This is a genomic window from methanotrophic endosymbiont of Bathymodiolus puteoserpentis (Logatchev) (genome assembly GCF_900128525.1).
GTDB lineage: Bacteria > Pseudomonadota > Gammaproteobacteria > Methylococcales > Methylomonadaceae > Methyloprofundus.
In genome coordinates, this window is sequence record NZ_FQTQ01000152.1 from 1 (window position 1) to 13588 (window position 13588).

General features: G+C 40.4%; 18 protein-coding genes. 9 read left to right on the top strand and 9 right to left on the bottom strand.

The genetic code is table 11. The features are described from left to right. Positions 1 to 324: 324 nt before the first annotated feature. The 9 genes from BQ7314_RS11870 to BQ7314_RS11910 all read left to right on the top strand — a co-directional run bounded on the left by BQ7314_RS11870 (position 325) and on the right by BQ7314_RS11910 (position 5050). A complete protein-coding gene (locus BQ7314_RS11870) occupies positions 325 to 1053 on the top strand; it encodes a cobalamin biosynthesis central domain-containing protein (protein ID WP_174483904.1) in 729 nt (242 codons plus the stop codon). Beyond that, positions 1050 to 1451, top strand: a complete 402-nt coding sequence (locus BQ7314_RS11875) for a cobalamin biosynthesis protein (RefSeq protein ID WP_174483905.1) — start codon at positions 1050 to 1052, stop codon at positions 1449 to 1451. The genes BQ7314_RS11870 and BQ7314_RS11875 overlap by 4 nt, the downstream gene beginning before the upstream one ends. Next, positions 1448 to 2776, top strand: a complete 1329-nt coding sequence (gene cobJ / locus BQ7314_RS11880) for a precorrin-3B C(17)-methyltransferase (RefSeq protein ID WP_174483906.1) — start codon at positions 1448 to 1450, stop codon at positions 2774 to 2776. The genes BQ7314_RS11875 and cobJ overlap by 4 nt, the downstream gene beginning before the upstream one ends. Beyond that, entirely contained in the window at positions 2773 to 3114 is a 342-nt protein-coding gene (locus BQ7314_RS11885) for a (2Fe-2S) ferredoxin domain-containing protein (RefSeq protein ID WP_174483907.1), read from the top strand. Before cobJ ends, BQ7314_RS11885 begins: the two co-directional genes overlap by 4 nt. A 33-nt stretch (positions 3115 to 3147) precedes the next feature. Further along, positions 3148 to 3474 carry a cold shock domain-containing protein gene (locus BQ7314_RS11890; RefSeq protein ID WP_174483908.1) on the top strand — a complete coding sequence of 109 codons (327 nt, stop codon included), beginning with the start codon at positions 3148 to 3150 and terminating at the stop codon, positions 3472 to 3474. 68 nt (positions 3475 to 3542) lie between these two features. Next, positions 3543 to 4055: a hypothetical protein gene (locus BQ7314_RS11895; RefSeq protein ID WP_174483909.1), complete on the top strand. Its 513-nt coding sequence runs from the start codon at positions 3543 to 3545 to the stop codon at positions 4053 to 4055. A gap of 49 nt (positions 4056 to 4104) precedes the next feature. Next, positions 4105 to 4320, top strand: coding sequence for a hypothetical protein (locus BQ7314_RS11900; RefSeq protein WP_174483910.1), 216 nt, complete (start codon positions 4105 to 4107; stop codon positions 4318 to 4320). Positions 4321 to 4428: 108 nt separating this feature from the next. Next, the gene (locus tag BQ7314_RS11905; RefSeq protein ID WP_174483911.1) at positions 4429 to 4782 is read left to right on the top strand and encodes a type II toxin-antitoxin system RelE/ParE family toxin; all 354 of its coding nucleotides are present in this window, start codon (positions 4429 to 4431) and stop codon (positions 4780 to 4782) included. Continuing rightward, positions 4775 to 5050 carry a helix-turn-helix domain-containing protein gene (locus tag BQ7314_RS11910; protein WP_174483912.1) on the top strand — a complete coding sequence of 92 codons (276 nt, stop codon included), beginning with the start codon at positions 4775 to 4777 and terminating at the stop codon, positions 5048 to 5050. Before BQ7314_RS11905 ends, BQ7314_RS11910 begins: the two co-directional genes overlap by 8 nt. Before the next feature lie 192 nt (positions 5051 to 5242). Here the strand turns inward: BQ7314_RS11910 and BQ7314_RS11915 are convergent, their stop codons facing one another. The 9 genes from BQ7314_RS11915 to BQ7314_RS11955 form a co-directional block, all read right to left on the bottom strand. Further along, positions 5243 to 6073, bottom strand: a complete 831-nt coding sequence (locus tag BQ7314_RS11915) for a sirohydrochlorin chelatase (protein ID WP_174483913.1) — start codon at positions 6071 to 6073, stop codon at positions 5243 to 5245. 2 nt (positions 6074 to 6075) lie between these two features. Further along, the gene (gene cobM / locus BQ7314_RS11920) at positions 6076 to 6861 is read right to left on the bottom strand and encodes a precorrin-4 C(11)-methyltransferase (protein WP_174483914.1); all 786 of its coding nucleotides are present in this window, start codon (positions 6859 to 6861) and stop codon (positions 6076 to 6078) included. A 274-nt stretch (positions 6862 to 7135) separates the two neighbouring features. Then, complete coding sequence (locus tag BQ7314_RS11925; RefSeq protein WP_174483915.1) at positions 7136 to 7894, bottom strand: chorismate mutase family protein; 759 nt, start codon at positions 7892 to 7894, stop codon at positions 7136 to 7138. 303 nt (positions 7895 to 8197) lie between these two features. Continuing rightward, positions 8198 to 8590: a type II toxin-antitoxin system VapC family toxin gene (vapC, locus tag BQ7314_RS11930; RefSeq protein WP_174483916.1), complete on the bottom strand. Its 393-nt coding sequence runs from the start codon at positions 8588 to 8590 to the stop codon at positions 8198 to 8200. Continuing rightward, entirely contained in the window at positions 8590 to 8781 is a 192-nt protein-coding gene (locus tag BQ7314_RS11935; protein ID WP_174483917.1) for a type II toxin-antitoxin system VapB family antitoxin, read from the bottom strand. The genes vapC and BQ7314_RS11935 overlap by 1 nt, the downstream gene beginning before the upstream one ends. Positions 8782 to 9024: 243 nt before the next feature. Continuing rightward, on the bottom strand, positions 9025 to 9888 hold the full coding sequence (locus BQ7314_RS11940; protein ID WP_174483918.1) for an NAD(P)-dependent oxidoreductase: 864 nt from the start codon (positions 9886 to 9888) through the stop codon (positions 9025 to 9027). Positions 9889 to 10065: 177 nt separating this feature from the next. Next, positions 10066 to 11844, bottom strand: coding sequence for a VWA domain-containing protein (locus BQ7314_RS11945; RefSeq protein ID WP_174483919.1), 1779 nt, complete (start codon positions 11842 to 11844; stop codon positions 10066 to 10068). Continuing rightward, on the bottom strand, positions 11841 to 12824 hold the full coding sequence (locus BQ7314_RS11950; protein WP_174483920.1) for a vWA domain-containing protein: 984 nt from the start codon (positions 12822 to 12824) through the stop codon (positions 11841 to 11843). Before BQ7314_RS11950 ends, BQ7314_RS11945 begins: the two co-directional genes overlap by 4 nt. Continuing rightward, positions 12821 to 13294 (bottom strand): DUF4381 domain-containing protein, encoded by a 474-nt coding sequence (locus tag BQ7314_RS11955; protein WP_174483921.1) that lies wholly within the window; start codon positions 13292 to 13294, stop codon positions 12821 to 12823. The genes BQ7314_RS11950 and BQ7314_RS11955 overlap by 4 nt, the downstream gene beginning before the upstream one ends. Positions 13295 to 13588: the final 294 nt, after the last annotated feature.

Here is a 13588-nt window from a genome sequence, read left to right on the forward strand (position 1 = left end):
TTCTCGCATCTGCGCTTCAATTTCTTTTGAGTAAGGTTTTATCTTGGGTCGATTTTAAATAAAGTTTATGAGTTGCATCATTATAATTCTTAAATTGAACTTGCCTAAATTAATTTGTGCTCATTCCTAAGGGATCAAACTCCAATAATATCCGAAAGCACCGCTACCCTTTAAAGGCTGGCGGTGCTTCATAAGCTAAAGCTTCGGGTTTTATTTAATATGCATTCCTAAGTCTATCCAAGAAAAAGCATCGTCTTGATGCTTTTTCTTTTCCTACTGTTTTACTGGGTTATAATATTTATTTTTTCATTTCCCTGTAAATCTATGTCCTCAGCAAAAATCGTTCTGGTTGCCATTACCAAACATGGCGCACACCAAGTCGCTCAACTCGCAGAGAAATTACCTGATGCCGATGTTTTAGTCTCAGAAAAATTTAGCGCAACCTTTGCCAATACCAGCAACCCCACACAGTTTTATACTGGCCCTTTTCGGGCACAAATCTCAGCTTTATTTCAGAATTACGATCAAATTGTTTTTTTTGTATCTTTAGGTGCTGTGGTACGTTTAATCGCACCTTTTTTAAAGTCAAAAGATGAAGATCCTGGCATTATTGTTGTCGATGATGCGGGACAGTTTGTTATCCCCGTACTTTCTGGGCATGTTGGTGGCGCTAATGCTTATGCAGAAATGATTGCCGACTTATTATCAGCCACGCCTGTTTTAACCACAGCTTCTGATGTTGGTAAAACCATTCCTGTGGATATTTTAGGGCGCGAACTGGGTTGGCAAGTCGAAGCGCCGAAAATTAATATCACCCGTGTTTCTGCTCATGTCGTCAATGAAGAGCCCATCGCTTTTATTCAAGAGCTCGGTAGCAAAAACTGGTGGACGCGTAGTACGCCTTTACCGCAAACAATCCACTTATTTGAGCGTTTTGATGAGGTTGATTTAAGCCAATTTAAGGCGATATTGTGGGTGACTAATCAAGTGATTTCTGATCAACTTTGGGCTGACCTAGAGGAACGTTTGGTTGTTTATCGAGTGCCGGAATGAAGCTTGTTTTAGGCATAGGTTGTGATCGTAATACGCCATTAAGTACGCTAGAAAATGCTATCGATAAAGCACTCGCTTCGGCAGGGTTAACGCGCGATCAAATAATACAATTAGCCAGTATAGATAAAAAACAAGACGAAGTAGCGTTATTACAATTAGCAAAATTACACGCTTGGTCTTTAGCTTTTTATCCCGCTGAACAGTTAGCTACAGTTGATGTGCCTAGCCCCTCTGCAGTGGTTATGAAGTATATGGGCACGCCATCGGTATCGGAAGCGGCTGCTATTTTAGCGGCGCATAGCGATATGTCAGGTTTATTAGTCGAAAAATACAAATACCGTGGCGACGAAGGTAAAAATGCCACCGTATCCATCGTCCGAATGAGAGAAAATACATGAGTGGAAAAATTTATTTAGTAGGATTTGGTCCCGGCTCAGAAGAGCATATGTCTTATAAAGCCAAATCTGCCATTGCTGAGTCTGATGTAGTCATTGGTTATACAACCTATATAAAATTAGTTAAAGATTTACTTGATGGCAAGGAAATTATCAAAAAAGGCATGACGGAAGAGATTGACCGTTGTATTGAAGCTTATGAGCAAGCAAAGCTGGGCAAAGTTGTCTCCTTAATATCTTCTGGAGATATTGGTGTTTATGGTATGGCTGGGCCAACCTATGAAGTCTTGTTGCAAGCTGGCTGGACACCCAATGATGAGATCCAAGTAGAAATTGTCCCTGGCAGTACCGCACTTTCCGCTTGTGCTTCTTTGGTTGGCGCGCCATTAACGCATGATTTCTGCTCTATTTCTTTATCTGATTTATTAACCCCGTGGCCAGTGATTGCACGGCGTATAGAGGCTGCAGGCAATGCAGATTTTGTGCTTGCCTTATATAACCCAAAAAGCGGTCGTCGTACCCAGCAAATTGTTCAAGCACAAGAAATTTTATTGCGCTATCGCAAGCCAGATACGCCTGTTGCGATTGTAAAATCCGCTTATCGCCGCCGTCAATCAGTACAATTAGTGCGTTTAGATGAAATGGCTGAATGTGATATTGGCATGTTAACCACGGTATTAATTGGTAATTCATCGACCTTTATTAAAGCAGGTTTAATGATTACACCGCGTGGTTATGCGAATAAATACAATAGTCTGACAGGCGCGACAAAAGAAGGTGAGCAAGCCGGTGTTTCCTTGTCGATGGGCTTAGAAGGTTGGTACGCTTGTTTACGCCAGTATGTACAAGACAATCCAGGCTTAACTTTAGAAAAAATTGCGGACTATTTTGGCGTAGTGATGGGTGAAGTATTAGCGGCCATTGCCGCCGGTGAAAGCGCAGGGGAACATAAAGCCGTGCTTGTCGCACAAGATAAATTAAATGATGTTGTTAGTGCATGCCAAAGTTGGGGGCGTTTACGTGGCATTATTCGTGCCGAAGCGGGTGCTGTCAGCGAGTTGTTTTTGCAGGCGCAAGATTTTCAGCTGCGCGGGGATTGGTTAAATATAGAAACTGATGCTTTTCACTGTCATATCAACTGGAGCAAAGTGGCTGCCGCTTATTTAGCCAGCCGCGATAATAAATCTTATGGCGTAAACTTTATTGATAACAAAGGGCATCTTGTTTTTAGGTTATTAATGATGAAAGAAAAAGGTGAGTTTAGTGCCAATCAATTAGCTACTTACACACAAACATGGCAAGCATTAGTAGGAGGAATCAAGCAATGACAGAAGCCATTAAACCAAAAATGATGGATTATAGACGCCACCTAATCGTTTGTATTGGCGAGCGCTGTAGCCCTAACGGTGAAGGGCAGGCACTTTATGATCAGTTAAGTCATAAATTCAAACAAGCAGGCTTGAATGCAGGTGACTTACGGGTCAAACGGAGCCGAGCCACCTGTTTTGGTACCTGTAAATCAGGTCCTCTTATTTGCGTGCAACCCGATGGAGTCTGGTATTATGATGTTACCAGCGAAAAATTAGATAGAATTATTGCAGAACATTTTCTCGGTGGCGTGCCTGTTGCCGATTATATTTATCATCAGGTGCTAGAAACAACATAATAAAGTAACGTAAAGACGAAAGAGGTTTTACCTATGGCAACACAAACAGAAACAGGAACCATTGCAGCATGGAAAGATGATCGAGGCTTTGGCTTTATCAGAACGAAAAGTGATAACAAAGAAGATGACGTTTTTATTCATATTTCCTCATTAAATAATATGAGTCGTCGCCCGCGTATAGGCGATGTGATTCATTATGATTTAACGGAAGAAAATGGCAAAATAAAAGCGGTTAATGCCATTATTGAAGGTGTTGAGCCATTTAGTGAGGGAGCGAATTGCAATACCTTAATGACTGTTGTAGTCACTGCGATTATTTCTAGTGCGCTGACAGCAATCATCATGACTGCGGTACTATAAAGTGTAGAGGGTAAGTCGAAAACGCGTACTTACCCTCTTTATTTCTCTTTTAATTGACAAGGTATCAGATGAAATCATATATTCAATTGAGCTTATTTGTTTTCCCGCTCTTTATTTCTGCTTGTAGCAGTTTTCATATTACCCGCGAAGCCGTTCAGCCCGCTGCACATATAAAAACAATTCATTTAAACAAAGATATACAACAATTATTACAGCAGGAAATGCAAGCCATTGAACAAGGTGTAACAGCATTAATTCCAGCCATAGCTCGTGGTGAATGGGATCAAATTGCAAAAATAGGTAGACATATTGAACAAAGCTATTTGTTAAAACAAAAATTAACGCCAGAACAACGCCATAGCTTGCATAAATCATTACCCGCAAGATTTATTCAGTTAGATCAAGCCTTTCACGAATCAGCGGGCATGTTAGCGCATGGAGCAGAAATGAAAAATCCAGATATTGTTAATTTTTATGTCTATAAACTTAGCAGTGCTTGCGTAGAGTGCCATACGGAATTTGCCGCAGAAAAATTTCCTCGCTTAGTGAGAGAACAGGCTAAAGCACACAGTCATCATTAATCAGCTTGTAGTAAAGCACTTGCTCAAGCTAACTTTTAAGGTAAACACCATGCTGAAAAAATATAGTTTAATATTATTCTTACCATTGATCTTAATGACCGGGTGTTCTGGTGAAGATAATAAACCAACGGCTGCCAAGTCATCTACTGAGTTACCTGTCTTTAATGAACAAGTGAAAGCCCTTGAAAAGGCAAAAGAAGTTGAAAAAATGCTGCAAGCAGGAATGGATAAACAGAAACAAGCAATAGATGAAGCGGTTAAATAGAGGATCGTATTGATTGAACCTGTATTTTTACAAAAGCTAAATTCAATCAGCTATGAACGTAAAATCTCAAATTTGAAAGTAGTTCACTTATAAGTTAACATTTCTTATATGAGAGAAATATTATTTTATAGAACTAAATCGGGTGAATGCCCTGTGGAAGATTTTCTTGATACTTTGGATGGTAAACAAGCACAAAAAGTAGCTTGGGTAATGCAAGCAGTTGAGGAACTAGAACAAGTTCCGACAACATATCTTAAGAAACTTGTGAGTACCAAGAATATTTGGGAAATCCGAGTACAAGTGGGAAATAATATTTTTAGATTTTTAGGTTTCTTCAATCAAGGGAATTTTATCGTGTTAACAAATGGCTTTCAAAAGAAAACACAAAAGACACCTAAATCTGAAATTCTTCTCTCAGAACAACGAAAGCAAGATTATCTGGAGAGGAGTCATCATGAGTGATTTAAAAAAGTATATTAGTAAAAGAAAAGAATCTGATAAAGACTTTTCTTTAAATTTTGATGAGGGCTATCAAGCTTTTAAAATTGGACTTATGCTAAAAGAAGCTAGAGAAAATGCAGGTATAACTCAAGAAGAACTAGCGGTTCGACTAAGTACAAAAAAATCAGCAATCTCAAGAATAGAAAACCATGCGGAAGATGTAAAACTTTCAACACTTGAAAAATTTGCAAGTTCTTTAGGAAAAAACATTGAAATTCGTATATATTAAAAAGACTACGCGCTAATAGTGCAACATTATCTGCTAGATATTGGGCAGTATTTAGTAAAAATGTACGGCGGACTTTAGTCCGCTTTTGTCGCTAAGGAATGCACATTAAATAAAACCCAAAACTTTAGCTTATGAAGCACTGCCAGTCCTTGAAGGACTGGCAGTGCGAGTATTTAAGAATAAAATCTCGTCTTAATGTTCATGTCCGTGGCCATGCTCTTGAGCAATTTGGCGATAATGACAGCCATCACATTCCATCATTTTTGTGGGCTTATCTTCAAGTAAGGCCAAAACACGCTCATCTAGCGTTGCAAAAATTTCCGGTTCAAAACCAAAATACTTGCCTAAACCAAAGCGAATCTGTGGATATTGCGCTTGCAAATGAGCGACTTGCTTATCAATGCGCTCAATCAAAGTGCCAGTAAATAAATAATAGGGTAAGACACAAACCTGCGTCATGCCCAATTTAACCTGCCTTTGTACCGCTGATTCTAATCTGGGAAAAGTAATGCCAGTAAACGCAATATCGACCAGTTCGTGCTGCGTTTCTTCCCACAACCAACGTGCCATTTTTGCCACTTCACCATTGGCAATTTTATCGGATGAACCACGGCCTAAAATAATCACACCGGTCGATTTTGGGTCCGGCATATCTAAGCCTGCCATGACTTTTAGCAGGCTACGCTTCATAATGCTTAAAATGGCTTCATTGGCGCCGAGGTGAGGCGCATAAAGAAATTCAACATCAGGATGACGTTTTCTTGCCTCCGCTAAATGCTCAGGGACTTCCATTTTTACATGGCCTGCGGCATTTAAAATTAACGGCACGACAATGACTTTTTTGGACTTTTTCGCTGCCAGATCAAAGCCTGCATCAAGCAAAACATCAGCAAACTCAATAAAGCACACATCAATCAGCCACTCGGGATGTAGAGTGCGCCACTGATCGGCAAACGCTTCAATTTCTACATTGCCTTGTTTAGCTCTTGAGCCGTGACCCACTAATAAAATACTGTATTCCATACTTAATCCTGTGTTTTTATTGCTTTACGAAAACGGTGACTAAATTCCGCATCGTATAATTTAGATTTTTTAATTTCTGTCCATTGCCTTGCACCTAAAGCAGGGCTGGCAATAATCATTGCTTGCGCATTAACGCCTGCTTGTTTACATTGCTCTTTAATGGTCGCTAAAGTACCGCGTATCACTTGTTCCTCGTTTGGCCAGCTGGCTTTATGTACAACTACAATGGGTGCATTATCTGACCAGCCTGCCGCTAATAAATCTTCGCGCACTTTCTTTAATAAGGTTATCGATAAGTATAAGCAGAGCGTGCAATGATGCTGCCCCAGCTCGATTAAAGATTCGCCTTCAGGCATGGGGGTACGACCTTCAACACGGCTAAAAATAACCGTTTGCGTCACTTCTGGCAAGGTCAGTGTTTCTATTGCCGCAGCCGCTGAAGCCATCGCTGAAGTCACGCCAGGTACAACACCTATCTCGATACCTGCCTTATCTAAAGGCTGTACCATTTCGACTAATGCGCCATATAAACTAGGATCACCCGTTTGCAGGCGAATAACCGTTGCATCAGCGACGGAATATTTGATTAGCCAATCGGTAATTTCTTCTAAAGTCATGCCTTTAGAATCTTCTATCGCACAGCTCGATTTAGCCCATTGAGTTGCCGCTTCTGAGACTAAAGAACCCGCGTATAAAATTGCATCTGCTTGGGCGATGAGTTTTTGTGCTTTGAGTGTAATCAGTTCAGGGTCACCAGGCCCTGCACCAACAAACCAAACTTTGGCCATAGTTTACTTATCCGTCTATTTTTTCGAGTGCCTTAGCTATACGTTTAAAATAACACCTGAATTGTATAAGATCAGAGGTAGGGTGTGGCTTTAGCCCATCTTTTTGACCTTAAACTGGCGGGCTAAAGCCACGCCCTACAGTATTTTGAGTAGGCACTATCATTAAAGCTGGCTATATTAACACAAGCGAAAGGGACGTATTTCTTTCAGGCATAAAAAAAGGGCAGGCCGTTAAAGCCTCCCCTTTTGTAGGGATATAGCATTAAGCGATTGCTTAGAAGCCAATACCTACATAGCCACCTGTTGTGAAACCTTCAGTGTTCGTGCCATCTAAATTCCCAAATGTTAGTTGGTAACGAATGTCAGCACCAACATAGATGTTATTCCATACGTGGTAATCAGCACCTGCAGCAAATTGCATGCCTGGATCTAATACTGTTACGCCATCAGAAGGCGGGCTGATGACATGTAGAGAAAGACCCACTGGAATAATCCAAGGGCGGAAATCACTACCTTTCAAAAATTTTATTTTTGGAGAGGCCGTGAGTGTAAACTGGCCAACTGTAACAGTTCCAGCGCCTGGAGTTAATGTAGAGGTTACTACTGAATTGAGTACTGTAGGTAAGGCGGCAGCTGACATTGTTGCCCTATCAAATTCTTTATATTCGAACATTAATTCAGCTAGAATTTCTGTGCCATCATGCATGCCAAAAAGGTCATCGCTTAAGCTAAAATCAAAACCTGCACCAACATACCAACCATCTTGCTTACCATTTTGTTGGCCGCCAATACCTGCAGTATCAGTTAAAATATCACCATAACGGTTGTAGTCATTTCTTGCATAACCCCCACGGAAGAAAACCATATTATCTTTGCTAGCTGCTACTTGCTCTGCATCTGCTTTTTCTAACTTAGCGATTCTTGCTTTTAAATCACCTAATTCATCTGCGCTTGCTTGTGGCGCTGCAGTTAAACCTGCAAAAGCGAGGGCAGCTGTTGCTACACTCAGTGCTAATTTCATTTTTTTAATCATAGTCCCCCCCAAGGGTAAGTATATTAGTGTTTTATTATTACAACAAAATGTGCCGTTCAAACAACACTTTATGACACGGTAAAAATAATAGCAGTAAAGTTTCATCCTTACAAGGGCTAAATGAAAAATAAATTCCTTTATTTATCAGTAGTTAATGTAATACTTGTGATAATCAACATAAATAAATCTGTTTTTCTTGCTGTGTGTTGTCAAAAAACAACTACTTTTTGTGGGAAATTAAGCGCAATTGTTTTTAGGTGTAATTGTTTTAGGGGAGCCTATTTTTATAAGGCAGTGTTATGTTCAAATCGCTGGCTTTAAGTCCAAAAATTCAACAAACGGTAAAAAGTCTCTGTCAGTAAATAAAAGCTGGATATTCTGTTCAATACAGTAAGTGGCAATAATCGTATCAATAGTTTTTCTCACTGTAATACCTCTTTTTCTAAGTGCGCGATAATTATCAGCACTTTTAACTGCAAGCGTTTTATTTGAAAGTTGAAATAAAGGTATGGCAGTTAATAACTGTTTTGCTTTTTTGTACTCTTTATCCCCCCTAAAGCCTTGAAGAACTTCTGTCAGAATATTATCGCCAATTACAACGGGTCTTATGCCCAAAATAGCATCTAGATAAACCACTTCTGGACATTCTTTGCCATTAAAATAGTCAATCCAAACACTCGAGTCTACCATAATCACTAGTCTGTTCTCATTCTGTCTAAATCATCATCCCACTTTAACTTACCTTTAAACTGCTTAATCTCATCTTGTTTTTTTAACATAAGCAAAGTTTTAAGCCCTAATTCAACAGCTTCTCTCTTTGTTTTAAGTCCCGTAACGTGAAGCACATCAAGCATTAAGTTATCATCAATTACAATGTTTGTTCTCATAATCATACCTCTGTGTATAATATTTTGTATATCTACACATTTTAGTGCTGAATAACAAACATAACAATAAAGTTTAACGAATGGTTTAAAACGTCATGTTTTTTGCGTAGCAAAAAATCGCACCTTTTTATAACTGCGCCGCATTGTGGCTTGCATAGTCTTAAGCTATATCATGATGTGGGAGCGACTTTAGTCGCGATATTCGTGGCTAAAGCCACTCCGACAGAATATATAAATCATTATCTAAGCTTTTGGCCTATGTTTTAAACGATACAAAGCGGAAATATCTTCAGCACCAAAACCCTCGCTTATTAACTGCTCGTAATCATTTATAGTGAGTTCAACCAAAGGCAAACCTGCTGAATTTTTTTCTGCCATTGTTTGGCATATTTTTAGGTCTTTATGATGTAAGGCAAGTTTAAATCCCGGTTCATAATGGTCTTGAGTCATACTTAAACCACGATGACTTAAAAACCAATTACCAGCCGCGCCACCAGAGACGACATTGATTACTTTGTCTAATGGCAGTCCTTCGGCTTGTGCAAAGGCAAGTGCTTCAGTCACGGCTTGATTGATACCGGCGGCCATAATTTGATTAACTGCTTTAGTACCTTGACCTGATCCAGTGCTGCCCATATAAATGATGCGCGCACACATCGCTTCTAAAATAGGTGTGACTTGAGTGAGTATGTCTTGCTTGCCGCCGACCATCATTGCTAAAGTGCCGTTTTTGGCCCCTTCAACCCCGCCAGATACGGGCGCATCGAGAAAGTTAACTTGTTTGGTCGCGAGTTGCTGTGCCGCGATTTTTGCTGTATCGCTACTGACTGTTGAGCTATCTATCACAATGGTATTGGGCTTAATGCTCGTTAATAGCGCGTTAATGATCTCCAATACATCATTGTCCGCAGAAACACAGATAAGAATAATATCTGCTTGAGCTGCTATCTTATCTATAGAGGCTGCAACCTGAATATTAAGCTCGTTGGCTAACGCTTGTGCTTTGCTGTTTGTGCGATTCCAAACCTGTGTTAAATAGCCAGCTTTGGCAAGATTACGCGCCATACCCGTACCTATTGCACCTAATCCGATCATAGCGACTTGCATAGTACTTTCTCCTGTTAAGCCGTTTTAATATTATTAATTATGATGATATTTGTGGGAGGGACTTTAGCCGCGATTTGCATGAAGTTGCGGCTAAAGCCCCCCCCATAATCTATTTCTTTTATGGGGTATGCGAAACTTTAGTTAATATTTACTGTGACTAACGGACTGAAGTTCGCTCTACCATTGTTGTCCAGAATTATTGCGTTGTTTCTGTCGGCTGTATTGATAAAGGAATTTACGCTTTAATAAGCCTGATGGATCATCAGGAATACGTTTTAGCCATTGTTCATTGGCTTGTTGCTGTTCATTATCTTGAGAATCAGCTTCACTGGCTTGTTGGGCTTCTTCTGCTGGCTTTTGTTCTTGTTCTTGTTCTTGCTCTGACTCAGGTTTAGCTGTCTTTTCAGATTTCTGTTGCTCTGCTTCCTTTTGTTTTTTGTCGTTTGTAGAATCCTGCTGGTTTTGCTTGTCTGAGTCTTGAGAGTCTTCGGGATTTTGCGAATTTTGTTGTTCAGAGTCTTTGTCTGACTGCTCACCTTGTTGATCTTTTTGTTGCTCAGGTTCTGATTGATCTTTATTTTGTTGTTGCTGTTTTTGTTGTTCTAAGGCTTTTTCAACGATCTCTTTATTATATTGAGCATCTTTATTATTAGGGTTCAGTTTTAATGCTTGTTCATAAGCACTAATGGCTTTTTCTAATTGTCCTGACTTGGCTAGAACATTGCCTTGGTTATAGAGTGCGGTGTCGGTTGTTGCAGGCGGTAGCTCTTCCTTTTCTGTTAATTTTGTTCCGGCTTTATATTGTGCAGCGGCTTGCCAAGCGGGGTCGGTAAATTTTTCAGCTGCTTTTTGATAATCGCCTTGTAAATAGCTTTGTTGTGCTTGTTGTTCTTTGGTTTGCCATAAGTCTTGCCATTCGAGCGCATAGCTTTCTTTTGGGAAGGGCAGTAACAAAATAAACAGTAAGCTTAATAAGCCACGTCTAAAGGAGAGTGAGGCAAGCAATAGTAAAGGTAATAAGAGCCACACGCCTGCTTCTACCCAATTATCTAGTAATAAATCATTTTCTAGCACCTCACCGTGTTTGGCATCTTGTTCAAAATGGTGGCTAAGTGCTTCTATATCTGCATTGCTATTGGTGATTTGTTGATAAATTCCCCCGCCTGCTTGTGCGACTTTTTGTAAGGCTTTAGGGTTGAGTTTGGGTAAAACAATACCCCCCTTAGCATCGGTTAAAAATCCTCCTTGTGATAAGGTGATGGGTGCGCCTTCTACTGTCCCCACTCCCAAGATTGATAATGGATAGTTGTCAGGCAGGTCTACCTTAACAAAGGCATCTTCAATTTGTTCATCATCGGTGATTAATAAAATTTGCCCTTGTTGCAAACCTGCATTTTTGAATAGTTCTACGGCTTTTTTAATGGCTAAGTCACTTCGGCTGCCTTGTGCGGGCATAATATCCGTGGTTAAAGCGCGTAATTGGTTGTTAATGGTTTCCGTATCATTGGTGAGCGGTGTTACAGTAAATGCGGAGCCAGCATAAACTAATAAGGCGGTTTGGCCGTCTTTGCATTTTTTTAATAAGTCGGCAATTTTATAACGCGCTCGTTCTAAGCGTGAGGGCTTAATATCAGGCGCATCCATTGAGCGGGATAAGTCCAAGGCAATCACTAGCGCGGATGCATTTCTAAAAACAGGCGTAGGAACACGTTGCCATGTAGGCCCCGCTAAGGCTGTAATGGCAAGGATAGCTGCTAAACTCGATGTGATAAGCGGGGCGCGACTGTGTTTAAGTTCCTTTTCTTGTAATATAAAAGGTAGTAATTCAGGATCACAAACCGCTTGCCAATTGCCTTGACGCAATTTATGTCTAACGGTTAAAAAAATAAAAACAGTTAATGGCAGTAAGGCTAGTAGCCAATAAGGTCTAATAAAGTGGAATTCGCTAAAGTTCATGAAAATCGTAAGCGCATAAGGCTAATAAAAGAGGCTAAAATTAAGGCAAACGCCAAAGGCCAGAAAAATAACTCAGTACGTGGCCGGAAAAATTGCTTATCTTTTTCGACCGGTTCTAGTGCGTCTAATATTTGATAAATTTGTGCGAGGTCTTGCGTATTTTTGGCTCGAAAATAGCGACCGCCCGTTTTTTCGGCAATGGCTAATAAGGTTTTTTCGTCTAAATCTCGAGAAGGGTTTACTTTCCGCGTGCCAAAAAAACTACGTACTGTCATTGCATCTGCACCGATGCCGATAGTGTAGATTTTTAAATGATATTGAGCTGCTAATTCAGCGGCTTTTATAGGCGAAACTTTACCCGCGGTATTTGCGCCATCGGTTAATAAGATTAACACGCGGCTATCGGCGTTTTGTGATTGTAAGCGTTTGACTGCCAAACCGATGGCATCGCCAATAGCCGTATATTCATCCGCTAAGCCAATAAAAGCTTCATTTAATAAGGTTGCAACTGTCTTACGGTCAAACGTTAATGGGACTTGTAAATAGGCGTTAGTACCAAATAAAATCAGTCCTAAACGGTCACCTATACGCCGTTCGATAAATTCACTTGCCACAGCTTTAGTTGCCGTTAAACGATCTACTGCTTGACCGTTAACAATAAAATCGCGCTCTTCCATACTACCGGATAAATCGACGGCTAACATTAGATCACGTCCACTGACGCCTTGCTCTATCGGCTCACCTAGCCATTGTGGGCGCATACTGGCTAATACTAATAAGCACCAAGCAAAGGTAGCAAGCCATAATGCCCATGGTTTATTTGCTTGAGCGACTTGCTGGCTCTGTACGATGTTAAAATCATCTAAAAAAGGGACTTTAAGTGCTGCTTGTTGCGCATTATTGACGGCAGGTGTAAAGCGACGAATAAACCAGGGGAGGGGCAGGGCAAGGAATAGCCAGGGCCAAGCAAAATGAATCATGTTTTAGGCTCTTTTTGTGCGTTTAACCACGCTTCGCATAAATTAAATAAAGGCGCGAGATAGTGGCTGTTATCTGCTTGACTATAAAGCGCATCGGTTAATAACCAACCGATATCGCTATTAAAGCTCTTAATCGGAAGGCTTTGATCCAGAAAATTGAGCCAAGCTTCGCCGGTTAAACTAGCAACTTCTTCTCGTGGATAAAGGCTAACCGCAGTGCGGCGCATTAAATTGGACAAAGCGACTAATTTTTCCTGTTTACTAAGCTGTTTATCTGTCCTGAGTGATTTTAGCTGTTTTTTGGCAAATTTTAGTGCGGTTTTGCGGGTGAGGCGTTTATATAATCTAAATAGTAAATAGCCGCAAAGTGGCACTAGCACAGCTAATACCCACCAACCTATTGCTGGTGGCCACCAGCTAATTGCATCGGGGAGGTGTATGTCACGTAAAGGAAGTTCTGTAGGTTGCATGACGTAAATTATAAATGAAATGAGAGCATTATGTTTTTTTCAAGTTGGCAGGATGTGCTGAAGAACGAAGCATATCGAGGGTATTTTACTATTTTTTGCTTGCTAATATATACGCTTCATTTAAGGGGTGCCGTTTAGTTTAAAGCATATTAACAGCCATCCGTTTAGGAATGTGCATGAAATAACTTAGGCAACTTATAAAGTTGTTGCGTCAGGAATGGCAGTATAATTCCATTGCCTCAGGTGCTCATCAAATACAATTCGCATTGACTCTTTAAAACCCTCTGCAACTTT